Raw genomic sequence first — 26,002 nt, forward strand, 5'->3', positions numbered from 1 at the left:
CCATCACCGTGTGACCACACCTCCTGGAGCAGCGGTCGACGTCGTGGTCGTGGGGTCCGGGTCCGGCGGGAAGATGGTCGCCCAGCAACTGGCGCAGGCCGGCCGCCGGGTCGTCCTCGTCGAACGTGGGCACGTCGGCGGGTTCTGCCCGTTCCTCGCCTGCGTCCCGGCGAAGTCCCTCCTGCTCTCGGCCCGGTCCGGGTTGTCCTGGGTGGCCGCCCGCGCCGTGCGCGACGAGGCCGCCTCCCACCGCGACGACGCGGCCGCCGCGGCCCAGCTCGTGGACGACGGCGTGGAGGTCGTGCGCGGCAGCGCGACCCGCATCGCGCCCGGTCGCGTCGACGTCGACCTCCACGACGGCGGCCGTCGCACCGTCGAGGCCGCGCACGTCGTGGTCGGCACCGGCAGCGCGTCGGTGCGTCCCCCGCTGCCCGGCCTCGACGACGCCGCGACGTGGACGTCGGAGGAGGCGCTCTCCGCGTCGGACCTGCCGCGCCGGCTCGTCGTCCTCGGCGGCGGTCCCGTCGCCGTCGAACTGGCCCAGGCCTACCGCGGCCTCGGCAGCGAGGTCGCGCTCGTGCAGCGCGGCCCGCACCTGCTCTCGCGCGAACCGTCCTGGGCCGGTGACGTGCTGGCCGCCGCCCTGGCCGCCGACGGCGTCGACGTGCGGACGGGCGACCCGGCCGCCGCGGTCGAGGACGGCCGGCTGCGGCTGGAGTCCGGCGCGTCGCTGGAGTTCGACCGGCTGCTGCTCGCCACCGGGAGGAAGCCCGTCACGCAAGGGTTCGGTTTCCTCGACGACTGGCTGACCGACGCCGGGGCGCTGCGCACCGACGCCCGCTGCCGCGTCGTCGGCGACGACGGCCCCGTCGAGGGCCTGTTCGCCGTCGGCGACGTCACCGGCATCTCCGACTACACCCACACCGCCAACCACCAGGCCCGCACCGTCGTCGGCGAGGTCCTCGGCCACGGCCGGGACGCGGACTACTCCGCGATCCCCCGCGCCGTCTACACCGACCCGACCGTGTTCTGCGTCGGCGCCACCTCGGGCGCGCGCTCGGCGCGGTTCGAGGTGGGCGAGGTCGAGCGCGCCACCCTCGTCGAACTGTCCCGCCGCCGCGAGGTCACCGGCGCCGTCGAACTCTTCGTCGACGAGGCGGGCGTGCTCGTCGGCGCGGCCTGCGTCGGCCCCGACGCCGACTCCTGGGGCGCCGAGCTCGCCCTCGCCGTCCGCGCCCGCCTCGACGTCGACCTGCTCTGGCACCACGTGCGCGCGTTCCCGACGTGGTCGGAGGCCATCTTCCCGGCGCTGGAGGAGCTGCGCGGCTGAGGTGTACGGGATGTCTGCATCCCGAGTCGGAACCGACCCGAAAACCGCGGTCGCGGCGCCGGCGTGCAGACATCCCGTACACGACCGCCGTTGTCCACAGGGGTCGGCGCAGCGATCCCGGATCCCCGGCAGAGTGCCCGCCGTGGATCCGGTGGACGCCGTCGGCAGCTGCGGCGGCGCAGCGCGCTTCGCCCGCCTCGAACCGCTCGTGACCCGGCGTGCCCTGCAGACTGCGGTCACCGCCGGTGACCTGCTACGCCCGGCGCCGGGGCTGTACCACCTGCCGGGGTGCCCGGCCGACGTGCTCGCTGCGGCCGCCGTCAGCGGGGTCCGCTCGTGCCACAGCGCGGCGTCCGCGTGGGGCCTCGACCTCGTCGATCCCCCACTGACACCGCAGGTCACCGCTCGCCGAGGATCCCGCTCCACCTTCGGCCGGGCCGTCGTGCACCGCCGTGACGTCGCCGAGCTCGACGGCTGCACCGACCTGACGACGACGCTCCTGGACTGCCTGCACTGCCTGCCTCGCCGGTTCGCCCTCGTCCCCGTCGACGACGCGCTGCGCCGCGGGCTCCTCTCCCCTGCCGAGCTCGAGGACCTGCGGTCGTCGCTGCCGCGCAGCGACTCCCGTCGCGCACTCCTGGGCATGGCCGACCCCCGGTCCGGGTCGACGCTCGAGACCGTGGGACGGGTGGACCTCCTCGACGAGGGGTTCGAGGTGCAGACGCAGCACATGCTCGCACCAGCGGGTCGGGTGGACTTCCTCATCGACGGCTGGCTGGTCGTCGAACTCGACGGCTACGAGACGCACGAGCGGATCGGGCAGTTCACCGAGGACCGGCGCCGGGACGCGGAACTGGCGGGTCAGGGCCTGGTCAGCCTGCGGTTCACGTTCGACCAGGTCGTGCGGAACCGGTCGTGGTTCGTGCAGACCGTCCGGGCGACGTGGGCCCGAGGTCGCCCCGGGACCGGCGTCAGGACCCCAGGTCGAGGCTCGAGACGGCGAACCGGTCCCGCAGGAACATCCCGTTGACGACGAGGGCCGAGACGTCCTCGCGGACCGCGGCCTCGTGCATGGCGGTGACGGCGTCGAGGAGCACGGCGAGCTGGTCGGTGAGGAGCTGCTCCGCCGTCCCCCGGCCGTCGTCGTGGGTCGCGGCCCAGTCCCGCGGGAGGACGGCGAAGGCGCGCAGGGTGTCCGGGAGGTAGTGCACGGCCGTGCGTTCGACGGCGAGCCGGGCGTCGGAACCCGGCGCGGTGCGGGTGAGCGTGTCGGCCAGCAGTTCCGCGATCCGCGCCACGACCGTGGTGGTGGCGGCGGGGAGCAGGCCCGCGGCGCGGGCCGGCAACGACCGCAGGCTCGCGACGGGGTCGGCCTCGTCGACCCGCAGGACGTCGGTGCGCGGCGACACCCCGAGCGCCACGAGGGCCCGCGCCACCGCGGCCGCGTCGCCGGCCACCGCGGCGGTGACGTCGGCGACGCCCACCGCGAGGAGTTCCAGGAACTCCCCCACGGCGACGTCGCGCCGCGCGATGGTGACGCCCCGGACGACGCGCTCGACGGACGCGGACAGACCGGACCCGTTCGCGCGCAGGGTGAGCGCCGCGGCGGGCAGCTCCACGCGCAGGCTGCGCGCCTGGCCGGGGCGGCCGGCCAGACGGTCCCCGACCGACCGGTGGCGCTCGACCACGAGTGCGTCCGGGGCGGGCAGGGCGCGGCCCAGCGCCCCGGCGAGGCGGTCGAGGAACTCCGCGGGGTCCTCCCCCGGGGTGGGCAGGGCGGTGGTCGGCGTCACCACCGGCCGTCCGTCAGCGGCAGCACGAGGGAGGGTTTGGCGATGGTGTGGTCGGCCCGCAACGGGCGGACGGCCGTACCGATCGCGAAGAACTCCGTCGTGTGCCCGCCCCAGCGGTGCGGCAGCGAGAGGAGCTGCACCCCGACGATCCCCTCCGCCCGCAGCTGCTCGGCCTCGGCCTGCATCCGGCTCATCGCGAGTTCCCGCGCGTCGTAGAGCGCCTCGGTGAACTGCTCGATCTCGACGTTCGCCCCGACCGTGCTCATCGAGGCGAGGACCCCGCGGTGGGCGATGTGGTAGACGCAGGTCCCCATCACGAGCCCCAGCGGCGCGTACCCGGCCTGAACGAGCGTCCAGAAGTCCTGGCCCGACAGGTCCGAGGTGAACGGCAGGCCGTGGTGGGTGCGCCACGACCCCGTGGGCGGCGGGTCGTCGGCCACGACGGCCGTCCCCACGGCGATGAACTCGGCGATGTCGTTGCCGTACTCCTTGAACTCGATCTCCAGGCGCACCCCGACGATCCCGTCGGCACCGAGTTCGGCGGCCTCGGCCTCCATGCGCGTCATGGCGAGTTCACGTGCGTGGTACATCGCCTGCGTGAGCTTGTCCATCTCCATGTTCTTATTCCACCGGCCGACCTGCAGACCCACGTGGTAGACGCTGGACCCCAGGACGAGACCGACGGGGCGGAACCCGGCCTCGCGCACGAGGAGGAACTCGTTGACGGACAGGTCGGACGTGAACAGCGCCCGGCCGTGGTCACCGCGCATCCCGGCCAGCCGTTCGCGGGCGTCGGCGGGCAGGTGGACGTCGGCGAGCGGCGGGACGTCGGGCGTCGGGGTCACGGGGTCTCCCGGGGTCAGCGGTTGAGGGGCAGGACGGACAGGACGCGGCGACCCACCCCGGCCGGCGCGGGGGCGGCCGGGTCCGGTCGCAGGAGGGTCCCGGTGAAGACAGCCTCGGCGTGCAGGTCGCGGGCGTTGCTGCAGGCCGTCTCGAAGCTCGTCAGCCCGATCCCGCTCACGACGACCTGACCGGTCGCGGCGTGCCGGCGGGCGTCGGCGGCGAGGCGTTCGCGGGCGTCGGCCCGTGCGCGCTGGACGAGGGCGGTGAGGCCGTCGACCTCCTGCCCGGTCCAGCTCGTCCGCTGTTGACCCAGCTGCGGGTCCTCGTGCTTGGTGGCGACGGACACGCCGAGGACGAGCGCGCGCGGGACGACTCCGGACTGCAGCGCGGCCGCGCAGTCCTCGGCGCTCAGGCCCGCGGCCCACGGCGTGGAGGGGGTCGGCCCGCGCCGGTCGACCGCGCGGACGGCGGTCCCCCGCGCGGTGAACTCGACCTCCGTGCCGGCGAGGGTCGTGCGGCTCGTGACGACGCCGACGACGCCGTCGGCCTCGAGGGCGGCGGCCTCGAGGAGCATCCGGTCCAGTGCACCGTGCCAGGCGGTCACGACGGACCGGACGTAGGGGCCGTACCCGTTGCGGGTGCCGCCCGGGTCACCCGTCGTGACGACCGGGGACGTCCAGCCCCAGCCGCCGGGGCCGATCCCTCCCGTCCCGGACCAGGCGCCGCACAGGCCCCCGCTCCAGCCGAGGTTCTGAACGAGGCAGCCGAACACCTCGCCGGCGGGGACGAGCCCGGCAGCGGCCACGGCCGCGGCGGCGGGCGCCGACAGGAACGATCCCGTGGCGCCGCTCGCGCGTTGCCGCCTCACGCGGTCGGCCGCCGCCGCGGGCAGCCCGCCCACCCACGCGCTCACGGGGATACCACCGACCGGGAGGCCATGTCGTCACCGTAGGACCCGCCGACCGCACCACCGGGGTGGCCGACCCAACTCCCAGCCGATCGGGAGGGAACCCTCAGGCGGAGTAGACCGCCACGACGGGGGCGTGGTCGGAGAACCGCTCGGCGTAGCTGGCGGCACGGTCCGTCTCGACCGTCCGCAACCGCTCGGCGAGGCCCGGGGTCACGAGCTGGTAGTCGATGCGCCAGCCCGTGTCGTTGTCGAACGCCTGCCCCCGCCACGACCACCAGGCGAACGGGCCGTCGACGTCACCGGCGAGCCTGCGCTGGGTGTCGACCCAGCCGAGGGCGTCGAACCAGTGGTCGAAGTGGGCGCGCTCGTCCTCGAGGAAACCCGCCTTGCCGCGGTTCCCCTTCCAGTTCTTGATGTCGCGCTCGGTGTGCCCGATGTTGAGGTCGCCCGCCACGAGCGCCTCGCGGCCCGTGTCGGCCGCGACCTTCCCGAGTTCGGCCAGCCGCACGTCCATGGCGTCGAGGAACCGGTACTTGTCGTCCTGCTGCGGGGTCCCGACCTCGCCGGAGTGCACGTAGGCGCTGACGAAGGTCATCGGCCCGACCGCGGTGTCGACGTCGACCTCGATCCAGCGGCCCGAGTCCTCGAAGTGCGGGTCGTGGGCGAACCCGATGCGCACGGCGGAGAACTCGGCCTTCGACGCGACGGCCACCCCGGCCCGCCCCTTGGCCGCGGCCTCGGTGTGGGCCACGTGCGAGAACCCCGGCAGGGCCTTGCGCAGTTCGGCGTCGGGAGCGCGGACCTCCTGCAGCAGCAGGACGTCCGGGTCGCGGCCGTCGAGCCACGGCTGCATCCCGCGACGGACGGCTGCGCGCACGCCGTTGACGTTGACGGTCGCGACGGTCAGCTTCTTCTTCGTCCTCGGCGTCTTCGTAGCCACGCGCGGGACGCTACCCGACCCCTCGGACACGAGGGGTCGGGCAGCGGTTCAGCGCAGGCCGGCCGCGCGTTCGGCGGACTCGACGACGTTCGTCAGCAGCAGCGCGCGCGTCATCGGCCCGACCCCACCGGGGTTGGGGGCCATGAAACCCGCGACCTCCGCGACGTCGAGGGCGATGTCACCGGCCAGCACGTTCTTGCCCGTGGCCTCGTCGAACACCCGCGAGACGCCGACGTCGAGCACGGCGGCGCCCGGCTTGACGTCCTGCTTCGTCACCAGCCCGGGCACCCCGGCCGCGGCGACGACGACGTCGGCCCGCCGCAGGTGCTCGGACAGGTTCTTCGTCCCGGTGTGGCACAACGTGACCGTCGCGTTCGGGTGCCGCCGCGTGAGCAGCAGCCCGATCGGCCGGCCGACCGTCACCCCGCGCCCGACGACGACGACCTCCGCGCCGTCCAGGGGCACGTCGTGCCGCAGCAACAGGTCGATGACCCCGCGCGGCGTGCAGGGCAGCGGGGAGGTGATCTCCTCGCGGACCCGCAGCACGAGCCGCCCGAGGTTCGTCGGGTGCAGCCCGTCGGCGTCCTTGTCCGGGTCCACGGCCTCGAGCACGCGGTTGGCGTCGACGCCCGAGGGCAGCGGGAGCTGGACGATGAACCCGGTGCAGGCCGGGTCGGCGTTCAGCTGGGCGATCTCGGACTCGATCTCGGCCTGCGTCGCCGTGGCGGGCAGTTCGACCCGGATCGACTCGATCCCGACCTCGGCGCAGTCGCGGTGCTTGCCGCGGACGTAGCTCGCCGACCCCGGGTCGTCGCCGACGAGGACCGTGCCGAGACCGGGTACGACCCCCTTCGTGCGCAGGACGGCAACGCGTTCGGCGAGGTCCGCCTTCACCGCCGCCGCAGCGGCCTTGCCGTCGAGGACGACCGCGCTCACAGGACGCCCTGGTTCGAGGGGTACAGCGGGAACTCGGCCGTGAGCTTGGCGACGCGGGCGCGCAGCGCCTCGGCGTCGAACTCCGGCTTCAGGGCCTGCGCGATGACGTCGGCGACCTCGGTGAACTCGGCCGCGCCGAAACCGCGGGTGGCGAGCGCCGGCGTCCCGATCCGCAGACCCGAGGTGACCATCGGCGGGCGCGGGTCGAACGGGACGGCGTTGCGGTTCACGGTGATGCCGACCTCGTGGAGGCGGTCCTCGGCCTGCTGGCCGTCGAGTTTGCTGTCGCGCAGGTCGACGAGGACGAGGTGGACGTCGGTGCCGCCGGTGAGGACGGACACGCCGGCCTCGGCGACGTCGGCCGCGGTGAGGCGCTCGGCGACGATCCGCGCGCCCTCGAGGGTGCGGCGCTGGCGCTCGGCGAACTCCTCCGACCCGGCGACCTTGAACGCGACGGCCTTGGCGGCGACGACGTGCATGAGCGGGCCGCCCTGCTGGCCCGGGAACACCGCGGAGTCGACCTTCTTGGCGAACTCCTCGCGCGTGAGGATGAGGCCTGAGCGGGGCCCGGCGAGCGTCTTGTGGACCGTGGAGGTCACGACGTCCGCGTGCGGGACGGGCGAGGGGTGCAGGCCCGCGGCGACGAGGCCGGCGAAGTGCGCCATGTCGACCATGAGGTGCGCCCCGACCTCGTCCGCGATCTCGCGGAAGGCGGCGAAGTCGAGCTGACGCGGGTAGGCCGACCAGCCGGCGATGATGAGCTTCGGACGGGCCTGCAGGGCGGTGGCGCGCACGACGTCCATGTCGACGCGGAACGTCTGCGGGTCCACGCCGTAGGACGACACGTCGTACATGCGGCCGGAGAAGTTGATCTTCATGCCGTGCGTGAGGTGGCCGCCGTGCGCGAGCTCGAGGCCCAGGATGCCGTCGCCGCCGCGGATGAAGGCGTGCATGGCGGCCGCGTTCGCGGTGGCGCCGGAGTGCGGCTGGACGTTCGCGTGCTCGGCGCCGAACAGCGCCTTGGCGCGGCTGCGGGCGAGCTCCTCGGCCACGTCGACGTGCTCGCAGCCGCCGTAGTAGCGCTTGCCGGGGTAGCCCTCGGCGTACTTGTTCGTCAGGACCGACCCCTGCGCCTCGAGCACCGAGCGCGGCGCGAAGTTCTCGCTCGCGATCATCTCGAGGGTGTCGCGCTGGCGGCCGAGCTCGGCGTCCAGGACGGCGGCGATCTCGGGGTCCACCTCGGCGAGGGGACGGTCGGTCACACCGGACGTGCCGGTGCTGCGGGTGGGCTGGACGTCGGTCACGGTCGCTCCTCGTACGGCGGGCGGTGGTGGCGACGCGGAGCCCAGGCGGACGACCCCGTGAACGGCGGACCCCAGCACGCAGGGCCCGTTGCCGCTCCCCGGTGGTGACCCACCTCGACGCCAGTCGCGGCCCGGCCAGGTTAGCCCAGGACCCGACCGGCCAGCCACGCTCAGCGGGCGATGGCCGCGTCCAGGACGGTGCGCATCTTGGCGGCCGTCTCGGCCACCTCGGCGTCGGGGTCGGAGCCGTCGACGATCCCGGCGCCCGCGAAGATCCGCAGCGTCCGGCCCTGCACCTCGGCGCAGCGGACCGCGACGACCCACTCGCCGTCGCCGTGCACGTCCTGCCAGCCGACGGCCCCGGCGTAGCAGCCGCGGTCCAGGCCCTCGACCTCGCGGATGACGTCCAGGGCGGCCCGGCGCGGCGACCCGCCGACCGCGGGCGTGGGGTGCAGCGCGGCGACGAGGTCCACCGACGTGGTGTCGGTGTCGTTGAGCAGCGCGGTGATGCGGGTCGCGAGGTGCCACACCGCGGGCGTCGCCACGAGCTCGGGCTCGGGGGCGTTCACCGTGCGGCAGAACGGGGAGAGCGCCTCGACGACGGCGTCGACGACGTAGCGGTGCTCGCGGCGGTCCTTGTCGGAGGCCATGAGGGCGTCGGCCCGGCGCATGTCCTCGTCGGGTTCCGGCGAGCGCGGGATGGAGCCGGCCAGCGGACGCAGCAGCACGCTCGGACCCCGGCGGCGCAGGAGCAGCTCCGGGCTCGCCCCGACGAGCCAGCGGGCGCCCGCGTCGGCCGGGTCGTCGATCGGGACGGCGAGCGCCGTGGCGGCGGGGTTGCGGGCGACGAGCTCGGCCAGCAGGTCCGGGACGGACCACTCGTCGAGGGCCTCGAGCTCCAGGGTGCGGGCCAGGACGACCTTCTCGACGTCACCCGCGTGGATGCGGCCGAGCGCGGCGCGGACCGCGTCGGCGTACCCCGCCGGGGAGGGGACGGGGCGGCTGCGCGCGACGGTCGACCGGCGCCCCCCGCCCACCAGCGGCAGGGTCAGGTGCCCCGGGTTCGCCTCCGCCGGGCCGAGGCGCAGGGCGCCGGAGGTCGTGAGGTCGAAGGGCACCGCTCCGGCCGCGACGACGCCGGTCTGCGCCCCGTCGAGGGCGGCGGTGGTGCGGCGCAGCTGCTCCAGGCCCGACCCGCCGGGGACGAGGGGACGCGGGCCGGTCTGCACCAGCGTCGACTTCTCCCCGGAGAAGACGGTGGCGCCCGCGCGCACGGCCAGTGCTACCGCTTCGGCTTCTGCCACGTCGCCACCCTAGGCTTCCCCGTGTGAGCACGCGCCCGAGGGTCCTGACCCTGTCCTGCCCCGACCGTCCGGGCATCGTCCACGCCGTGACGGGCGCCCTGGTCGCGCTCGACGCGAACATCACCGAGAGCCAGCAGTACGGCGACCCGGACACCGGGCTGTTCACCATGCGGGTCGCGTTCGACGCGACGGCGAGCGAGGAGGCGCTGCGCGCCAACCTCGAGGTGGTGGCCCACCGCTTCGACCTGTCGTGGACGCTGTCGGCCGCCGACGAACCGCTGCCGACGCTGGTCATGTGCTCCAAGCAGGGCCACTGCCTCAACGACCTGCTGTTCCGGCACCGGTCGGGGCACCTGCCCGTCGACATCCGGGCCGTCGTGTCCAACCACACCGACCTCGCGCCGCTGGCCGACTTCTACGGCGTCCCCTTCGTCCACGTGCCCGTCACCACGGGCGACGCGGCGTCGAAGGCGGCGGCCGAGGCGCGCCTGCTCGAGCTCGTCGACGAGCACGGGGCCGAGCTGGTCGTCCTCGCCCGGTACATGCAGGTGCTCTCGGACGACCTGTGCCGCAGTCTGTCGGGGCGCGCCATCAACATCCACCACTCGTTCCTGCCGAGCTTCAAGGGCGCCCGCCCCTACCACCAGGCGCACGCGCGCGGTGTGAAGATCATCGGGGCGACCGCGCACTACGTGACGGCCGACCTCGACGAGGGGCCGATCATCGAGCAGGAGATCGAGCGCGTCGACCACCGCGCCACCGCGCCCGAGCTCGTGCGCCTCGGGCAGGACGTGGAGGCCCGGACGCTGGCCCGCGCGGTGCGCTGGCACGCCGAGCAGCGCGTGCTGCTCGACGGCAACCGGACCGTCGTCTTCCGCTGACCCTCAGCCCGCCACACGTCACCCTGCGTCCGCCCCCTGTCTGGGTCGTTGACGCATCACGCCGAACCTACCGGCGCGTCGAGTCAACGACCCCTCCCCGGAGGGGCCACGTCAGGGGCGGTTGCGGCCGCCGAAGCGGAACGGGACGGGGATGCCGCCGAGGCAGCAGAACCCCTGCACCTCCAGCGGCGACAGCAGCACCGCGGCGCGGTAGCAGGCCAGGAACCGCACGGCGCTCGGCAGCACCGCCCCGACGACGCCGCGGCGGTGCACCTCGCCGCGCACGGCGGACGAGCAGGACTCACCCCCGTGGGCGACGCGGTGCGCGCACGACCAGCCCTTGCGGGGCGAGATCCGGCGCTGGTAGCCGGCGATGGCGGCCTCGACGACGCGGGCGGCGGGACTCCTCATCGGCCCACGCTAGGCACGGGTCGGGACTACAGCCACCCGCGGCGCTTGAAGATGACGTACAGCGTGACGCTGAGGCCGAGCATGAGCAGCAGCGCCAACGGGTACCCATACGTCCACTGCAGTTCCGGCATGTGCGTGAAGTTCATGCCGTAGATGCCCCCGACCAGGCTGGGCGCGAACAGGATCGCGGCCCAGGAGGAGATCTTCTTGACCTCCTCGCTCTGGGCGAAGCTGGCCTCGGTCATGGCCTGCATCTCCTCGTTCTGCCGCTGCCCGACCAGGGTCGCGTTGACGGTGAGGATGTCGCGCAGCTGGCTGCGGTAGTTCTCGATGCGTTCGACGGCCACCGTCACGTGGTCGGCGACGTCGCGCAGGTAGCGCTGCAGCTCCTCGTCGACGCGGTACTTCTGGAACCCTCCGGTGAGCCCGTTCAGGATCGCGGTCAGCGGCGTGACGGCCCGCTGGAAGTCGGAGACCTCCTGCGACAGCTCGTAGATGCGCCGCGAGACGGTCGGGTCGCCGCTGAACACCTGCGTCTCGATCTCGTCGATGTCGTTCTCCAGGCCCTTCAGGACGGGCCCGTAGCCGTCGACGACGGCGTCGAGGATCGCGTAGAGGATCGCCTCGGTGCCCAGGCGCAGGAGGTCCGGGTCGGCCTCCATGCGCTTGCGCACCTCGGCCAGGCTCGGGGACTCGGCGTGCCGGACGGTGAGCAGGAAGTCGGCGCCGATGAACAGGTGCAGTTCGCCGAACTCGACCTTCTCGGACTCGTCGACGTACCGGGCCGCGCGCAGGACGACGAACAGCGTCGAGCCGTAGCGCTCCAGCTTGGGCCGCTGGTGGGCCACCACGGCGTCCTCGACGGCCAGCTCGTGCAGGTCGAACTCCGCGGCGAGGGAGTTCAGCTCCTCCTCCGCGGGGCGGTACAGGCCCATCCAGGCGACGCGCCCCTCCTCCTCCCGCAGCGCGGCGACGGTGCTCACGAGGTCGGTCGGCGAGACGACGCGGTGCCCGTCGGCGTAGACCCCGCTGTCGATGAGGCTGCTGCCGCGCGACATCGGGACCGCGGGGATCGCCCCGTCCTGGGCCAGGTTGCGGGACGGGGCCATGCCGCGACGTCCCATCGACGGCAACGGGAGACGACGTCGGGGCATGGGGAACCTCCCTGGTGAGGGCGTCGGTGCGGCGCGGGACCGGTCCAGTGTGCCGCCTGCCGCTGTGGGCTGCGGACGCCCCGGCCCGGGTGGCCGCGGGTGCGGCCAAGGGGTCACCCCGAGCCGTCACCGCGCACGCGGTCACCCCGTGCGCCTCACCGTCGGGGCGCGACGCGGGCGTCCACGACTTCGGTGAGGCTACCCTCGCCTGGTGACCGCTCGTCCCGACCGCCGCCTGTTCCTCGGAGCCGGGGCTGGCCTCCTGCTGACCGGCTGCTCCGCCGCCTCCGCCGGGGACACCCCCGCCACCCCCGCGACGTCCAGCGCCTCGACGACCGCGAGCGCCTGGGTGACGCCCCGTGAGCTGCCCGCCGGCTGGGGCAGCGGGCAGGACGACGGGGTCTTCCCGCGGACGGTCGTGCACGCCGCGGGGTCGACGACGGTCCCCGCGCGCCCCGCCAGGGTGGTCGTCGTCTCGACGGGGCAGATGGACGCGGCGCTGACGCTCGGCGTCGTCCCGGTGGGCGCGACCGCCGGGGACGGAGCGGGGCGGGTCCCGGACTACCTGCGCGCCCGCTTCCCGGACCGCAGTGCCGACCTGGACGCCGTCGCCGACCTCGGGACGCGCAGCCAGCCGAACCTGGAGGCCGTCGCAGCCCTCGCGCCCGACCTCGTGCTCGTCAACGCGACCGCGAAGGACGGCGACGTCCTCGGTGCGCTGCAGGCGATCGCGCCCACGGTCGTCACCCAGGGCACGGGCCTGCGCTGGAAGCAGGACCTCCTGCTCCTGGCCGACGGCCTGGGTCTGCGGCAGCGGGCGCAGGCGTGGCTGGACGAGCACCACGCACGCGCGGCGGCGCTGGCGCCCAGCCCCTCCCCCACGGTGTCCTTCCTGCGGCGCAACGGAGACCGGGTCCGCGTCTTCGGCGTGGCCTCCTTCAGCGGGTCCGTCGCCGAGGACGCGGGCCTGGCCCGGCCGCAGGCCCAGAGCTTCACCGACGACACCTCCCGCGACGTCAGCGCCGAGCAGCTCGACCTCGCCGACGCCGACCGGTTGTTCTTCGGCGTCCAGGGCGGCGACGCGGCCGAGCTCACCTCGCTGCCGACCTGGGGCGACCTCGCCGCCGTCCGGGCGGGCCGGGCCGTCCAGGTCGACGACGACGCGTTCTTCCTCAACACCGGCCCGACGGCCGCGCGGATCGTCCTCGAGGAGCTCGAGCACGCCCTGCGCTGACGTCAGAGCAGCTGCGCGCGCAGCCGGTCGACGAGGTCGGGGGCGGCACCGTGGGCGATGGCCCACCCGGCCGTCCCGCCCTCGTGCGCGTCCCACACGTCGAGCACCGCGGCGAGCGCGTCGGTCGGCGCGGTGAAGTACTCGGCGGGCAGCGTCGACAGGTCCGCGCCCGGGGGCAGCGGTGACGTGGCGAGCAGGCGCCGCATGACGTCCGGCATGGCGTCGGTGGTCAGGGCGAAGTCCGCGAGGACGGCCTCGCGCGGCACCCCGACCAGCCGCAGGACGAGCGCGACGACGAGCCCGGTGCGGTCCTTGCCCGCGGCGCAGTGCACGAGGACCGGGGCGGGCGAGGAGGCGACGAGATCGGCCGCCCGCAGCAGGCCCGTGCCCTGCTCGAGCATCGAGAGGTAGACGTCGACGAGGGGGCGGCGCCGCTGCTCCAGCGCGTTCGGGTCCCCGGCGTGGTCCAGCAGCGGGACGGAGTGCACCTCCGTCCCGGGCGCGAGCAGCGGGTGGCCGGTGCCGGGCACCTCGGCCGCCGACCGCAGGTCCAGGACGGTCGCCGGCGGCCACGCGTCGACCTCCCGCGGCGTCCCGTCGCCCACCTGCGGCTGGGCGCTGCGCCACAGCACGCCGGGTCGCAGCCGCGGGTCGGAGTGCGCGACGTCGCGCAGGTTCGCGACCTGGTCCAGGGGTTCGTCGCTCACCGCGTCCGCCCCTGCGCCAGGGTCCGGACGAACCCGGCGAGGAACCTCGACCGGTCCACCTCGACGACGGCCGTCGCCGGTCGCAGCGCGATCTCCTGCGGCAGGGCGGCGGGCGTCCCGTCCGGCAGTTCCAGCAGCCGGGCCCGCGTGGCGAACCCGTTGGTCGTCACGGCGGCCGGGGCGCTGACGCGCCGCACGACGAGCGAGGGGTCGGCCACGACGGCGGCGGCGAGCGGGTCGTGCACGGGGGCGACGTTCCGGCCCCACTCGTGGACGTAGAACCGGTGGTAGGCATCGAGCGCGTCGGCGGCGAAGGTCCCCCACGCGGTCCCGGCGTGCCGCAGCGAGGAGGTCATCGCCTCGTCGAGGACGACGGTGCCCGTCACGTCGACACCGACCATCGTCACGGTGTCGTCGGCGGGCCGGTCCGCGGCGAAGACCTCGTGCGCGGCGTCGGGGTCGTTCTGCACGTTCGCGTCGACCATGAGCGAGCGGCCGAGCGGCTGGTAGGGGCCGGACCCGCCCATGAGCGTCAGGGACCGGACCTTGAAGAGGAAGCGCGGGTCAAGGCGCAGCGCGAGCGCGATGTTCGTCAGCGGGCCGAGGGCGAGGACGTCGTACCGGCCGGGGTCGGCGTCCGCGAGCGCCACGAGGCGCTCGGCCGCGGAGTCGGGCGTCGTCTCCGGGTCGGGCCGGTCGACCCCGAGGTCCCCGAGGCCGTCGCTGCCGTGGACGTACCCGGCGATGTGGGCCTCCCCCACGAGCGGCCCCGCCGCACCGCGCGACAGGGGCACGTCGTCCAGGCCCGCCAGCCGCAGGACGTGGGCGGCGTTGCGCAGCGAGTCCTCCACGACGCAGTTGCCGTAGACGGTGGTCACGGCGGCGATGTCGGCGAGCGGGGAGCCGGCGAGCAGCAGCAGGGCGAGGGCGTCGTCGAGGCCGGTGTCGGTGTCCACGACGACCTGGTGGCGTGCGGGTTCGGTCACGGGCCCACCCTAGGGACCGCCCGGTGGCGGCCGGCCGGGCGTGCCGACAGGCTGACGCGCATGAGGTACCGGGACGACGCCAGTCTGGACGCGAGCGGTGTGGAGGACCGTCGGCGCGGCGGTGGAGGTCGGACGGTGGCCATCGGCGGCGGTGGGCTGGGGATCGTGGGGGTGCTGGTCCTCGTGCTCTTCCAGGTGCTGGGCGGCAGCGACCCGACGCAGCAGGCGGGGTCGTACCTCGACGAGCTCGGGTCCGGCCAGACGGTCGACACCACCCAGCTGGCCCAGGAGTGCCGGACCGGCGCCGACGCGAACGCGCACCGGGAGTGCGCCGTCGTGGCCGACATCGAGTCGATCCAGGACTACTGGGGCGGCGTCCTCGGCTCCTCCTACGTCCCGACGCGCACCGTCTACTTCGCCGGCGGGACGCAGACTGGGTGCGGCGCAGCCTCCTCGGGCACCGGCCCGTTCTACTGCCCGGCCGACCAGCGCGTGTACCTCGACCTGTCGTTCTTCGACGAGCTGAAGCAGCGGTTCGGGGCCGAGGGCGGCACGTTCGTCGACGCGTACGTCGTCGCCCACGAGTACGGCCACCACGTCCAGCACCTGCTCGGGACGACGGGGCAGGTGCAGCCCGGGGAGACCGGGCCGACGAGCGGCAGCGTGCGACTGGAACTGCAGGCCGACTGCTACGCGGGCGCGTGGGCGAACCACGCGACGACCGTTCCGGACGACTCCGGCGCCCCGCTCATCTCCGAACTCACCCAGGACGACGTCGACCGGGCCCTGGACGCGGCGGCCCGCATCGGTGACGACTTCATCCAGACGAACCTCGGGGACGGCACGACCGACCCGGACAGCTACTCCCACGGAACGTCGGAGCAGCGGCAGCGCTGGTTCACCCAGGGGTTGCGGACCGGTGACCCGCGGCAGTGCGACACCTTCGCCGCGCAGTCCCTCTAGAGCACCGGCCCCCCGCACGACGAAGGGGCCGTCGCCACCGGCGACGGCCCCTTCCCCGTGAGTCCTCAGCCCAGGCGGGCGGCGAGGTTCTCGTCGAGCGTGCCGAGGAACTCCTCGGTGGTCTGCCAGGCCTGGTCCGGCCCGACGAGCAGCGCGAGGTCCTTCGTCATCTTGCCGCTCTCGACGGTCTTGATGACGACGTCCTCGAGGGTCTCGGCGAAGCCGGTGACCTCGGGGGTGGAGTCCAGCTTGCCGCGGTGGGCCAGGCCCCGCGTCCAGGCGTAGATCGACGCGATGGGGTTCGTCGACGTCGGCTTGCCCTGCTGGTGCTGGCGGTAGTGGCGCGTCACGGTGCCGTGCGCCGCCTCCGCCTCGACGACCGAGCCGTCCGGGGTGGACAGCACCGACGTCATGAGGCCGAGCGAGCCGAAGCCCTGGGCCACGGTGTCGGACTGCACGTCACCGTCGTAGTTCTTGCAGGCCCAGACGTAGCCGCCCTCCCACTTCAGGGACGCGGCGACCATGTCGTCGATGAGGCGGTGCTCGTAGGTGATGCCCGCGGCGGCGAACTTGTCCTTGAACTCGCTCTGGAACACCTCCTCGAAGATGTCCTTGAACCGGCCGTCGTAGGCCTTGAGGATCGTGTTCTTCGTGGACAGGTACACCGGGTAGTTCCGCGCCAGGCCGTAGTTCAGCGACGCGCGGGCGAAGTCGACGATGGAGCTGTCGAGGTTGTACATCGACAGCGAGACGCCGGCGCCGGGGGCTTGGAAGACCTCGTGCTCGATCGGCTCGCCGCCGTCCTTCGGGGTGAAGGTGACGGTCAGCGTGCCCTCGCCCGGGAACTTGAAGTCCGTGGCGCGGTACTGGTCGCCGAAGGCGTGACGGCCGACGATGATCGGCTTGGTCCAGCCCGGCACCAGGCGCGGGATGTTGCTGATGATGATCGGCTCGCGGAAGATCACGCCGCCGAGGATGTTGCGGATCGTCCCGTTCGGGGACCGCCACATCTTCTTGAGGCCGAACTCCTCGACGCGTGCCTCGTCCGGCGTGATCGTCGCGCACTTGACGCCGACGCCCGCCTTCTGGATCGCGTGCGCCGCGTCGATCGTCACCTGGTCGTCGGTGGCGTCGCGGTGCTCGACGCCCAGGTCGTAGTACTCCAGGTCGACGTCGAGGTACGGGTGGACCAGGCGGTCCTTGATGAACTGCCAGATGATCCGGGTCATCTCGTCACCGTCGAGCTCGACGACCGGACCCTGAACCTTGATCTTGGCCACTGTGCTGTCCCCTCCGACTCACTCGGCTCCTTCTCGACGTCAAGCTACCGCTCCCGCCTGCTCGCGCCGTCACCGCCCGGGTCGCGGCGTCCCGTACGCTGCGGCTCCGTGAGCAGCCCCGAGACGTCCCCGCCGCTCGACCCCCGCACCACCGCCGGTCAGCTCGCGGGACTGCACGCCCGGACCGACGCCGCCGTCGCGGCCGCCGACGAGCGCGCGGCCGCCAAGCAGCACCCCCGAGGGAAGAAGACGGCCCGCGAGCGCATCGCCGCCCTCGTGGACGAGGACTCCTTCGTCGAGCGCGGCGGGCTCGTCCGCAGCCGGGCGACGGCCTTCGGCATGGCGGCCAAGCACGTCGACGGCGACGGCGTCGTCACGGGCTACGCGACGGTGGACGGCCGCCCGGTGTGCGTCTACGCGCAGGACTTCACGGCCTTCGGCGGCTCGCTCGGCGAGGAGCACGGCGCCAAGATCGCCGAGCTGCAGGACTTCGCGGCCACCACGGGCTGCCCGGTCGTCGGCATCAACGACGGCGGCGGGGCCCGCATCCAGGAGGGCGTCGCCTCCCTCGTGCAGTACGCGCGCATCTTCCGCCGCAACGTGCACGCCTCGGGCGTCGTCCCGCAGATCTCCCTCATCCTCGGCCCCTCGGCCGGCGGGGCCGTCTACTCCCCCGCCCTGACCGACATCACGGTCATGGTCGAGGAGACGTCGCACATGTTCGTCACCGGCCCGGACGTCATCCGCACCGTGACGGGTGAGGACGTCGGCTTCGAGGAGCTCGGTGGCGGGCGCACCCACGCCACCCGCTCCGGCGTCGCGCACCACCTCGCCGAGAGCGAGGACGAGGCGATCGAGTACGTGCGCGAACTGCTGTCGTTCCTGCCCTCGAACAACCTGTCCGAGGCGCCGCTGCTGGCCCCCGAGCACGAGCGGGACCTGCACGTCGACGAGGACGACCTGCGGCTCGACACGGTCGTGCCGGACTCCCCCAACCAGCCGTACGACATGGCCGCCGTCATCGCCGCCGTGCTCGACGACGAGGTGTTCCTGCAGGTCCACGAGCTCTTCGCGCCGAACGTCCTGACGGGCTTCGGCCGCGTCGAGGGCCGGCCCGTGGGCGTCGTCGCCAACCAGCCGCAGCAGCTGGCCGGGACGCTCGACATCGACGCCTCCGAGAAGGCGGCGCGCTTCGTCCGCCTCTGCGACGCGTTCAACGTCCCGGTGCTCACCTTCGTGGACGTGCCGGGGTTCCTGCCGGGCACCGACCAGGAGTGGAACGGCATCATCCGGCGCGGCGCGAAGCTGCTCTACGCCTACGCCGAGGCGACGGTCCCCCTCGTCACGGTCATCACGCGCAAGGCGTACGGCGGCGCCTACATCGTCATGGGCAGCAAGGAGATGGGCGCGGACGTCTGCCTGGCCTGGCCCAGCGCGCAGATCGCCGTCATGGGCGCCCAGGGCGCGGTGAACATCCTGCAGCGCAGCGCCTTGAAGACCGCCGCCGAGAACGGCGAGGACGTCGACGCCAGGCGCCGCGAACTCGTCGACGACTACGAGCTGCAGCTGGCCAACCCCTACGTCGCGGCCGAGCGCGGCTTCGTCGACGCCGTCATCGCCCCCAGCCAGACGCGCGTGCAGGTGGCGCGCGCGCTGCGGGCGCTGGCCACCAAGCGCGCCACGCTGCCCGCCAAGAAGCACGGGAACATCCCGCTGTGAGCCAGGAGGACGACGTGTCGATCGGCGAGCTGCTGGGTTCGCTGCGCATCGAGCGCGGCAACCCCGGTCCCGAGGAGCTGGCGGCCCTCACGGTCGTCCTGACCCACCAGCTGCGCAGCGGCGTGGTCGCGGCGCCCGCCGCCCCGGTCGTGCCGGCGCCGGCGTCGCGGTGGGCCGACCGGCGGCACGTGCTCGGGTTGCCGCCCGCCCCCGGCCAGGGCTCCTGGCGGGCCAGCGCCCTGCCGCGCTGAGGGAGCCGCGGCGCGTCGGCGGGGTCGTGTCGGAGGGCTCGCCTACCGTCGGGCACATGGCGTCGAACACCGGCTCGAACAGCCCGCACCCCACCCCCGGTGAGGTGCGCTTCGTGCACACGGCCGACTGGCAGCTGGGCATGACCCGGCACTTCCTGGACGCCGACGCCCAGCCCCGCTACACCCAGGCCCGGCTCGACGCGCTGCAGCGCATCGCCGCGGTCGCCCGCGAGCACGAGGCGGAGTTCGTCGTCGTGTGCGGGGACGTGCTGGAGTCCAACGCCGTCGGCCCGAAGGTGCTGGCCCGCACCGCCGACGCCCTCGCGGCCTTCGCGGGGACGCCGGTGTTCCTGCTGCCCGGCAACCACGACCCGCTCGACGCCGGCTCGCCCCTGCGCGCCCTCGCCGCGTGGCCGGGCCTGGGCCACGTGCACGTCCTCGACACCGCGGAGCCGGTCGCGGTGCGCGAGGGCGTCGAGGTCGTCGGCGCGCCGTGGACGTCCAAGCACCCGACGCACGACCTCGTCGCGGCCGCGGCCGAGGGGCTGCCGGCGGACGGGACGCTGCGCGTCGTCGTGGGCCACGGCGCGGTCGACGAGCTGTCCCCCGACCGCGAGGACCCGGCGCGCATCGCGCTGGCGCCCCTGGAGGAGGCCGTCGCGGCCGGCCGCCTGCACTACGTCGCCCTGGGCGACCGGCACTCCACGACGCAGGTGGGGCGCTCGGGCGCCGTCTGGTACTCCGGCACCCAGGAGGTCACCGACCGCCTGGAGACGGACCCGGGCAACGTCCTCGTCGTCACCGTCAGCGACGCCTCGCCCCCCAAGGTGGAGCCGGTCCGCGTGGGGCGGTGGGCCTTCCCCGTCGTGCGCGCCGAGCTGGACTCCGCCGCGGACGTCGAGGCGCTGGGCCGGCGACTGGAGGCCCTGCCCGGCAAGGACCGCACGGTCCTCACCCTCGCGCTCACGGGCACGCTGACCGTGCGCGCGGGCGCGGCCCTGGACGACCTGCTCGCCGCGCAGGCCGACCGGCTCGCGGGGCTGCAGCACTGGGCCCGGCACAGCGACCTCGTCGTGCGGGCGGACTCCGACGAGCTGGCCGACCTCGGCGTCGGGGGCTACGCGGACGCGGCGGTCGCCGAGCTGTCCACCCTCGCCGCCGGCGACGGGCCGGACGCCGCCGCGGCCCGCGACGCCGTCGCGCTCGTCTTCCGCCTCGCCGGGGCTGCCCGGTGAGGATCCACCGCCTGGTGCTCGACGACTTCCGCGGCGTCGGGCACCGCGAGCTCGTCCTGCCCGACCACGGGGTCGTCGTGCTCGAGGGGGCCAACGAGGTCGGGAAGTCCTCCACGCTCGAGGCGCTCGACATGCTGCTCACCGAGAAGCACAGCTCGCGCAAGGCCGCCGTCCTGGCCGTCAAACCGGTGCACCGGGACGCGCCGAGCGCCGTCGAGGCCGAGATCAGCACGGGGCCCTACCGGTTCACGCTGCGCAAGCAGTGGCACAGCCGGCCCGCCACGACGCTGACCGTGCACGCCCCGCGAGCCGAGCAGCTCACGGGCGACGAGGCCCACCAACGGGTCCGCGACATCCTCACCGAGACCCTCGACCAGGACCTCTGGGACGCGCTGCGGGTGCTGCAGGACGCCTCCCCCGGTGCCGCCCGCGCCGACGCGGCCCTCAGCGGCAGCTCCGCGCTGGCCGCCGCGCTCGACGCGGCCGCGGGCTCGGCGCCGGTGGACGCCTCCGGCGAGCGGGCGCAGTCGCTGCACGCGGCGGCCGCCGAGCGGGCCGCGCAGTTCTGGACCGCCACGGGGCGCCCCACCGGCCGGCACCGGACGTGCGCCGAGGAGCTCGCCGCCGCCCGCACCGAGGCCGCGCGGGCGCGCGAGGCGCTGGACCTGCTGTCCGACGACGCCGACCGGCACGCCGAGCTGACCGCCGACCGCGCGGACGTGCAGGCCGAGCTGACCGCCCGCACCGAGGAGGCGACGGCGCTGGCCGCGCTCGTCGCCGACCTGGCCGGCCGCCGCGAACGGCTCGCCGGGGCCCGGGACCGCGCCGCCGCGGCCGCCCGGGCGGCGGCGGACGCGCAGGGCGCCCTCGCGGTGCGTCGTCGGGAGGCGGCGGACCTGGCCGGCCGCACGGCCGCGCTGGACCAGGACGTGGCACGTGCCGCCGAGCTGGGTCCCGCGGCCGAGGCCGCCCAGGCCGAGGCGGGCGCCGCGGCGACGGCGGCGCAGGAGCACACCGTGGCGCAGGAGGCCGCCGCCGAGGCCGCCGACGCCGCCCACGAGGCGGTGCGCCGCGCCGCCGACCGCGCCGCCCTCCAGCGGGTCCGCCGACGGCTGGCCGCCGTCGCCGCCAGCGCCGACGAGGTCCGGACGGCCGCCGCGGCGGTCGCCGCGCTGCGCGTGGACGCCGCGACCGTGCGCGCCGTCGAGGCCGCCGACGACTCCGTCCGCCGGCTGCGGGCCCGGGCCGAGGCCGTCGCCGCCCGCGTCGTCGTGGAGGCGACCGCCGTCGAGGTCCTCGTCGACGGCCGTCCCGTCGCGGCCGGCACAGTGGCCGAGCACGCCGCGACGCGTCCCCTCAGCGTCGACGTCGCCGGGTTCGCCACCGTGCGCGTGCTGCCCGGCGCCGACACGGCGCCGGTGGCCGACGAGCTGGAGGCCGCCGAGGCCGGGCTGCGCGAGCTGCTGGCGGCCGCGGGCGTCGAGGACGTCACCGCGGCCCGCGCCGCCCACGACGAGCGCCGCGCGGCCCAGGCCGCCGTCGACCTCGCCCGTGCGCAGCTGTCCCAGCTGACGGCCGACGCGGACGCCGACGCGCTGCGCGCTGAGGCCGAGCGGCTGGAGGCCGAACTGGGGACCGGCCCGACAGCCGGCCCGACAGCCGGCCCGACAGCCGACGAGGACGACCTCCCGGCGTTGCGCGCCGCCGAGACGGCCGCGCGGGAGGCGGTGCAGGAGAAGCGCTCTCGCGGCCGCCACCTCCAGACGACGGCTGCCGGTCTCGCCCGGGCGGCGGACCGGCTGGCCCACGAGCTGACCGCCCTGCAGACGCGGCTGGAGCTCTCGAGGACGGAGGTGGCGACCGCCGCCGGGCGGCTCGCGACCGCCCGGGCCGCCGCCGGCGACGCCGACTTGGAACGGGCCGCGGCGGAGGCCGGCGACGCGGCGGCCCGGACGGACGCGGAGGTCCGGGCTCTCGAGGCCGACCTCGCCGACCAGGACGAGGCGACCGTCCTGCGCCGGGCCCGCGAGGTGCAGACGGCCCTCGACGCGCTCTCGGGGCGCCGGGGCGAGCTCGACGACGCCCTCGTGCTGCTCGAGGCGAAGCTGTCCGTCATGGGCGGCGAGGCCCGGCAGGAGGCCTGGGACGAGGCCGAGTCGCGCGTGCAGCGGCTGGCCGAGGAGCAGGCGGGCCTGGAGCGTCGCGCCGCGGCGGCCCGGCTGCTGCTGCGCACGCTGGACCGGCACCGCGACACCCAGCGCCGCCGGTACGTCCAGCCGTTCACCGACCGCCTGGAGGAGCTGGGGCGCACGGTGTTCGGCGAGACGTTCGCCATCACCCTCGACGACGACCTGCGGATCGTGCAGCGCACGCTGCACTCCAGGACCGTCGCCTACGAGCACCTGTCGACGGGGGCCAAGGAGCAGCTGGCCGTGCTGGTCCGCCTGGCGTGCGCGACGCTCGTCGACCCGGCCGACGGTGTGCCCGTCGTCCTCGACGACGCCCTCGGGCACACCGACCCCGAGCGGCTGGGGCGGCTCGCGGCCGTCTTCGAGCACGTGGCCCCGACGACGCAGGTGCTGCTGCTGGCCCCTGGGCCGGGACTGCACACCGACCTGCCGGGCGCCGTGGTCCTGCGGCTCGACGACGGCCCGGGCGAGGGGTCGGGACCGGCGGTCAGAACTCCTGCAGCTGCAGGCGCATCCACGGGCTGAACGGGCCGGGCTCGGCGGCGACCTCGGCCCGCAGCTGGGCGAGGTCCACCCAGCGGTAGTCGTCGACCTCGCTCGGGTCGAGAGCCAGGTCCCCGGCGAGGCGGGCGGTGAAGACGGGGCAGATCTCGTTCTCGACGGTGCCGTCGGCCATGACGGCGCGGTAGCGGAACGTCGGCAGCAGGGACTGCACGTCGGTGACGGGGGCGCCGAGCTCCTGCACCGACCGCCGGACCACCGCGTCGGCAGGTTCCTCACCCGGGCCGGGGTGGCCGCAGAAGGAGTTCGTCCACACCCCGGGCCACGTGCGCTTCACGGCCGCGCGGCGGGTGAGCAGCGTCCGGCCCGCGCCGTCGACGATCCAGCAGGAGAAGGCCAGGTGCAGCGGGGTGCTCGTGTGGTGCACGTCCGCCTTCGGCGCCGTGCCGCAGGGCGTGCCGTCCTCGGTCAGCAGGACGACCAGTTCGACGGTCGGGTCGGCGGGAGCGAGGGTCACCCCCGCACCGTAAGCCGTCTCACGGGGTGCTGCGCGCAAGGAAGGCCTCGACACCCGCGGCGATCCCCTCCGCGGCCCGCTGCCGGAAGGCCGGGTCGCTCAGCTGCGCCGCCTCCCGCGCGTTGCGCATGTTCCCCGCCTCCAGCAGCACGGCGGGCGTCCTGGCCAGGTTCAGCCCGGCGAGGTCGGAGCGCCGCGTGAGGCCCGGCTCGACGAGGTTCCCGGGGTAGTCCGCCCGCGGCAGGCCGGTGGCTTCGGCGAAGGCGGCCAGCAGGTCGCGCGCGGCCACGTCGGACGGGTCCAGGACGGCGCGGTTGCCGCCGTCGGGGGCGAGCGCGGGTTCGGCCACGTGGAAGCCGGTGTCGTCCGCGGGCGCGCCGTCGGCGTGGATCGACACCGCGAGCGCAGCACCCGCGTCGTTCGCGATCGCCGCCCGGGCGTCGACGCACGGGCCGACGCCCGTGTCGTCGGTGCGCGTGAGCACGACCGTGGTCCCCCGGGCGCGCAGCAGGGCGGCAGCGCGCTCGGCGACGTCGAAGGTGAACGCGTGCTCGGGGTACCCCGCGTCGGTCTCGGTGCCGGTGGTGTTGCACGGCTTCTCGAAGCCGCCCGCCGGGACGAGCGCGTTCACGACGTCGGGGTGGGTCGCGTTCCCGCCGTTGTGCCCGGGGTCCAGCACGACGACGGGGGTGGCCGCCCGCACCGCCGGGATCCCGGTCCGGGTGTCCGTCGCGGTCCGGGTGTCCGTCGCGGTCGGGGTGGCGGTCGGGATCGGGCTCGGCGTCGCGGTCGCCGTCGAGGACGCGGAGGTCGTCGTGCTGGACGCCGAGCTCGACACCGGGCTCGACACCGGGCTCGGCACCGGGGGTCCCGGAGCCGCGGGCGCGGAGCAGGCGCTCACCAGCAGCAGCGCGAGGAGGGGGACGGACCGCACCGCACGAGCGCGTGGCACGGTCCGTCCCCCTCCCCGGTGCGGGCGGATCAGGCCGGGACGGGCTGGGTCGCCGCGACGACGGCCTCGTCGAGCTCGGCGCCGAGCTGCAGGTCGTCGCCGGCGGCCAGGCGCGCCTCGAGCTCGCGCACCCGCGGGATGACGAGCTCGCCGAACGCCTCGACCTCCTCCTTGACGTGCAGGAACCCGAGCAGCAGCAGGTCGACGCCCACGAGCCGGTAGGCCAGGACGCGTCGCGCCACCTCGTCGGGGGTGCCGACGAGGCCGGTGCGGAACCCGTCGTTGTACTGCACGAGGTCGCGGAACTCGCTGTCCGCCCACATGCCCTTGCCGTCCTTCGTGGAGTTCCCCGCCTCCTGGACCGCGGCGCCGAAGCCCTCCACCTTGGTGCGGTCGGCCTTGGCGATGATCTCCTCGAGCACGGCCTCGGCCTCTTCGCGCGTCTCGCGCACGAGGGCGAAGCCGTTGAGGCCGAAGCGGACGCTGCGGCCGTTCTGGGCGGCGAGGGCGGAGACCTCGCGGACGCCCTGGGCCGCACCGGCGAGGGACTTGCCGTTCATGAAGTACCAGTCGCTCACGCGGCCGGCCATGGCCTGCGCGGCGGTGGAGTTCCCGCCCTGGAACAGTTCCGGGGCGACCTTCGGCTGTGGGCGGAAAGTGATGTCGGTGGCGTTGAAGAAGTCGCCGGACTGGCTGTAGCCGTCCTCGCTCCAGACCCCCCGCAGCAGCTCGATGAACTCCTCGGACTGCTTGTAGCGGTCGTCGTGCTCGTGCCAGGTGACCCCGAGCTGTGTCGCCTCGTTCTTGAACCAGCCGGACACGATGTTCAGCGCCAGGCGGTTGTTCGTGAGTTCCTGCGTGGTCGCGGCGAACTTGGCGAGCACACCGGGGTGCCAGAAGAACGGGTGGACGGCGGCGATGACCTTGAGCCGCTCGGTCGCGAGCAGCAGGGCCAGCGAGAACGACGTCGACTCGTGCTGGGCGTCCGCGCCGTAGGAGGCGAGGTAGCGCACCTGGGTCAGGGCGTACTCGAACCCCACGCGCTCGGCGGCCTTGGCCACCTCGACGTTGTAGGCGGGGTCGTGGCTCGTGCGCTGCTCGATCGTCGAGACGACGAGGCCACCGGAGACGTTGGGGACCCAGTAGGCGAACTTCAGGGGCTCGTGCAGGGACATCGTGGCGCGTCCTCCATCGGACCTGGCGGTAGCACCCCCGTGGGGTTGCTGCGGCGTCGTCGAGCCAGGTCTCTCAGCCGCTCTGGATGGGTTCGACGCAGCGTACCCCGTCGTCGCCGCGGCCACCGCGACCTCGTTCCGGTACCGGGACCGCCTGCGTTGCGGCACACCAGGTGTCGGACAACCCTTTCCGACGACCGGTCACCCGGAACCGCTTGACGACGATCACGGACCACTGTCAGAGTCCCCCCAGGTCATGAGCGCCAGCGTCAAGCCCCGGCTCGCTGGCCGGCAACCCTGATCCGTCACGGGGTGCTCCGGGTGAGGACCAGGTCCGCAGGCGTTGCGGTCAAGGACGAACCCAGGAGTTCCCGTGTCGAAGGCCTGTCCCCGCTCCCGCTGAGCGCACCCCAGCTCTCCCCCTCGCCGGACCCGGCGCCTCGCCGGGCCCGCGATCCCCCCTGCCCGGACCCTGCCCGGACGC

The 26,002-nt window shown here is 74.6% G+C and carries 24 protein-coding genes and 2 riboswitches; of the genes, 9 read left to right on the top strand and 15 right to left on the bottom strand.

Annotation, left to right across the window (positions count from 1 at the left end; translation table 11 throughout):
* Positions 1-10: 10 nt before the first annotated feature.
* Positions 11-1,330 carry an FAD-dependent oxidoreductase gene (locus tag ACFEMC_RS17230; RefSeq protein ID WP_380170780.1) on the top strand — a complete coding sequence of 440 codons (1,320 nt, stop codon included), beginning with the start codon at positions 11-13 and terminating at the stop codon, positions 1,328-1,330.
* Positions 1,331-1,472: 142 nt separating this feature from the next.
* Entirely contained in the window at positions 1,473-2,360 is an 888-nt protein-coding gene (locus tag ACFEMC_RS17235) for an endonuclease domain-containing protein (protein WP_380170781.1), read from the top strand.
* Here ACFEMC_RS17235 and ACFEMC_RS17240 read toward each other — a convergent pair.
* The 7 genes from ACFEMC_RS17240 to ACFEMC_RS17270 form a co-directional block, all read right to left on the bottom strand.
* Complete coding sequence (locus ACFEMC_RS17240) at positions 2,302-3,126, bottom strand: hypothetical protein (RefSeq protein WP_380170782.1); 825 nt, start codon at positions 3,124-3,126, stop codon at positions 2,302-2,304. The two genes, ACFEMC_RS17235 and ACFEMC_RS17240, sit on opposite strands and share 59 nt — an antisense overlap.
* A complete protein-coding gene (locus ACFEMC_RS17245; protein WP_380176852.1) occupies positions 3,120-3,893 on the bottom strand; it encodes a heavy metal-binding domain-containing protein in 774 nt (257 codons plus the stop codon). The genes ACFEMC_RS17240 and ACFEMC_RS17245 overlap by 7 nt, the downstream gene beginning before the upstream one ends.
* Before the next feature lie 89 nt (positions 3,894-3,982).
* Positions 3,983-4,882 (bottom strand): heavy metal-binding domain-containing protein, encoded by a 900-nt coding sequence (locus ACFEMC_RS17250; protein WP_380170783.1) that lies wholly within the window; start codon positions 4,880-4,882, stop codon positions 3,983-3,985.
* Positions 4,883-4,982: 100 nt separating this feature from the next.
* On the bottom strand, positions 4,983-5,819 hold the full coding sequence (locus tag ACFEMC_RS17255) for an exodeoxyribonuclease III (RefSeq protein ID WP_380170784.1): 837 nt from the start codon (positions 5,817-5,819) through the stop codon (positions 4,983-4,985).
* A 48-nt stretch (positions 5,820-5,867) separates the two neighbouring features.
* The gene (locus ACFEMC_RS17260) at positions 5,868-6,755 is read right to left on the bottom strand and encodes a bifunctional methylenetetrahydrofolate dehydrogenase/methenyltetrahydrofolate cyclohydrolase (protein WP_380170785.1); all 888 of its coding nucleotides are present in this window, start codon (positions 6,753-6,755) and stop codon (positions 5,868-5,870) included.
* Complete coding sequence (gene glyA / locus ACFEMC_RS17265; protein ID WP_380170786.1) at positions 6,752-8,059, bottom strand: serine hydroxymethyltransferase; 1,308 nt, start codon at positions 8,057-8,059, stop codon at positions 6,752-6,754. Before glyA ends, ACFEMC_RS17260 begins: the two co-directional genes overlap by 4 nt.
* Positions 8,060-8,229: 170 nt before the next feature.
* Positions 8,230-9,363, bottom strand: coding sequence for an isochorismate synthase MenF (locus tag ACFEMC_RS17270; protein ID WP_380170787.1), 1,134 nt, complete (start codon positions 9,361-9,363; stop codon positions 8,230-8,232).
* 23 nt (positions 9,364-9,386) lie between these two features.
* Between ACFEMC_RS17270 and purU the strand changes: the two genes are divergently transcribed.
* On the top strand, positions 9,387-10,244 hold the full coding sequence (gene purU / locus ACFEMC_RS17275; RefSeq protein ID WP_380170788.1) for a formyltetrahydrofolate deformylase: 858 nt from the start codon (positions 9,387-9,389) through the stop codon (positions 10,242-10,244).
* A 111-nt stretch (positions 10,245-10,355) separates the two neighbouring features.
* Here the strand turns inward: purU and yidD are convergent, their stop codons facing one another.
* Both yidD and corA read right to left on the bottom strand, forming a co-directional pair.
* Complete coding sequence (yidD, locus tag ACFEMC_RS17280; protein WP_380170789.1) at positions 10,356-10,655, bottom strand: membrane protein insertion efficiency factor YidD; 300 nt, start codon at positions 10,653-10,655, stop codon at positions 10,356-10,358.
* 26 nt (positions 10,656-10,681) lie between these two features.
* Positions 10,682-11,809 (bottom strand): magnesium/cobalt transporter CorA, encoded by a 1,128-nt coding sequence (corA, locus tag ACFEMC_RS17285; protein ID WP_380170790.1) that lies wholly within the window; start codon positions 11,807-11,809, stop codon positions 10,682-10,684.
* Positions 11,810-12,020: 211 nt separating this feature from the next.
* On the opposite strand from corA, the gene ACFEMC_RS17290 reads away from it, so the two are divergent.
* The gene (locus ACFEMC_RS17290; RefSeq protein ID WP_380170791.1) at positions 12,021-13,043 is read left to right on the top strand and encodes an ABC transporter substrate-binding protein; all 1,023 of its coding nucleotides are present in this window, start codon (positions 12,021-12,023) and stop codon (positions 13,041-13,043) included.
* A 2-nt stretch (positions 13,044-13,045) separates the two neighbouring features.
* Here ACFEMC_RS17290 and ACFEMC_RS17295 read toward each other — a convergent pair whose 3' ends face one another.
* Both ACFEMC_RS17295 and ACFEMC_RS17300 read right to left on the bottom strand, forming a co-directional pair.
* Positions 13,046-13,750, bottom strand: coding sequence for a tyrosine-protein phosphatase (locus ACFEMC_RS17295; protein ID WP_380170792.1), 705 nt, complete (start codon positions 13,748-13,750; stop codon positions 13,046-13,048).
* A complete protein-coding gene (locus ACFEMC_RS17300) occupies positions 13,747-14,736 on the bottom strand; it encodes a nucleoside hydrolase (RefSeq protein WP_380170793.1) in 990 nt (329 codons plus the stop codon). The genes ACFEMC_RS17295 and ACFEMC_RS17300 overlap by 4 nt, the downstream gene beginning before the upstream one ends.
* Before the next feature lie 60 nt (positions 14,737-14,796).
* On the opposite strand from ACFEMC_RS17300, the gene ACFEMC_RS17305 reads away from it, so the two are divergent.
* The gene (locus ACFEMC_RS17305) at positions 14,797-15,699 is read left to right on the top strand and encodes a neutral zinc metallopeptidase (RefSeq protein WP_380170794.1); all 903 of its coding nucleotides are present in this window, start codon (positions 14,797-14,799) and stop codon (positions 15,697-15,699) included.
* A gap of 65 nt (positions 15,700-15,764) precedes the next feature.
* Here ACFEMC_RS17305 and ACFEMC_RS17310 read toward each other — a convergent pair whose 3' ends face one another.
* Positions 15,765-16,979 (bottom strand): NADP-dependent isocitrate dehydrogenase, encoded by a 1,215-nt coding sequence (locus tag ACFEMC_RS17310; protein WP_380170795.1) that lies wholly within the window; start codon positions 16,977-16,979, stop codon positions 15,765-15,767.
* A 108-nt stretch (positions 16,980-17,087) separates the two neighbouring features.
* Between ACFEMC_RS17310 and ACFEMC_RS17315 the strand changes: the two genes are divergently transcribed.
* The 4 genes from ACFEMC_RS17315 (at position 17,088) to ACFEMC_RS17330 (ending at position 22,898) form a co-directional block, all read left to right on the top strand.
* Positions 17,088-18,698: an acyl-CoA carboxylase subunit beta gene (locus ACFEMC_RS17315; RefSeq protein ID WP_380170796.1), complete on the top strand. Its 1,611-nt coding sequence runs from the start codon at positions 17,088-17,090 to the stop codon at positions 18,696-18,698.
* A complete protein-coding gene (locus ACFEMC_RS17320) occupies positions 18,695-18,949 on the top strand; it encodes an acyl-CoA carboxylase subunit epsilon (protein WP_380170797.1) in 255 nt (84 codons plus the stop codon). The genes ACFEMC_RS17315 and ACFEMC_RS17320 overlap by 4 nt, the downstream gene beginning before the upstream one ends.
* Positions 18,950-19,053: 104 nt before the next feature.
* Positions 19,054-20,184: an exonuclease SbcCD subunit D gene (locus ACFEMC_RS17325; protein WP_380176854.1), complete on the top strand. Its 1,131-nt coding sequence runs from the start codon at positions 19,054-19,056 to the stop codon at positions 20,182-20,184.
* Positions 20,181-22,898, top strand: coding sequence for an AAA family ATPase (locus ACFEMC_RS17330; protein ID WP_380170798.1), 2,718 nt, complete (start codon positions 20,181-20,183; stop codon positions 22,896-22,898). The genes ACFEMC_RS17325 and ACFEMC_RS17330 overlap by 4 nt, the downstream gene beginning before the upstream one ends.
* Here the strand turns inward: ACFEMC_RS17330 and idi are convergent.
* From idi to sfnG, 3 genes are read right to left on the bottom strand one after another with little or no spacing between them, the layout of a single operon-like run.
* Complete coding sequence (idi, locus tag ACFEMC_RS17335) at positions 22,861-23,391, bottom strand: isopentenyl-diphosphate Delta-isomerase (protein ID WP_380170799.1); 531 nt, start codon at positions 23,389-23,391, stop codon at positions 22,861-22,863. The two genes, ACFEMC_RS17330 and idi, sit on opposite strands and share 38 nt — an antisense overlap.
* Positions 23,392-23,410: 19 nt before the next feature.
* A complete protein-coding gene (locus ACFEMC_RS17340) occupies positions 23,411-24,325 on the bottom strand; it encodes an N-acetylmuramoyl-L-alanine amidase (RefSeq protein WP_380170800.1) in 915 nt (304 codons plus the stop codon).
* Positions 24,326-24,372: 47 nt separating this feature from the next.
* Positions 24,373-25,518, bottom strand: coding sequence for a dimethylsulfone monooxygenase SfnG (sfnG, locus tag ACFEMC_RS17345; RefSeq protein ID WP_380170801.1), 1,146 nt, complete (start codon positions 25,516-25,518; stop codon positions 24,373-24,375).
* 10 nt (positions 25,519-25,528) lie between these two features.
* Positions 25,529-25,611: riboswitch (SAM riboswitch) on the bottom strand.
* A gap of 159 nt (positions 25,612-25,770) precedes the next feature.
* A riboswitch (SAM riboswitch) is annotated at positions 25,771-25,880 on the top strand.
* The last annotated feature ends 122 nt before the right edge of the window (positions 25,881-26,002 follow it).

Source organism: Kineococcus sp. DHX-1, assembly GCF_042473625.1.
GTDB lineage: Bacteria > Actinomycetota > Actinomycetes > Actinomycetales > Kineococcaceae > Kineococcus.

What these genes read in the sequence shown, in the direction of transcription:
- ACFEMC_RS17245 (WP_380176852.1), bottom strand. Translation starts at nt 3,893, where the DNA reads ATGCGCGGTGACCACGGCCGGGCGCTGTTCACGTCCGACCTGTCCGTC.
- yidD (WP_380170789.1), bottom strand. Translation starts at nt 10,655, where the DNA reads ATGAGGAGTCCCGCCGCCCGCGTCGTCGAGGCCGCCATCGCCGGCTAC.
- corA (WP_380170790.1), bottom strand. Translation starts at nt 11,809, where the DNA reads ATGCCCCGACGTCGTCTCCCGTTGCCGTCGATGGGACGTCGCGGCATG.
- ACFEMC_RS17305 (WP_380170794.1), top strand. Translation starts at nt 14,797, where the DNA reads ATGAGGTACCGGGACGACGCCAGTCTGGACGCGAGCGGTGTGGAGGAC.
- sfnG (WP_380170801.1), bottom strand. Translation starts at nt 25,518, where the DNA reads ATGTCCCTGCACGAGCCCCTGAAGTTCGCCTACTGGGTCCCCAACGTC.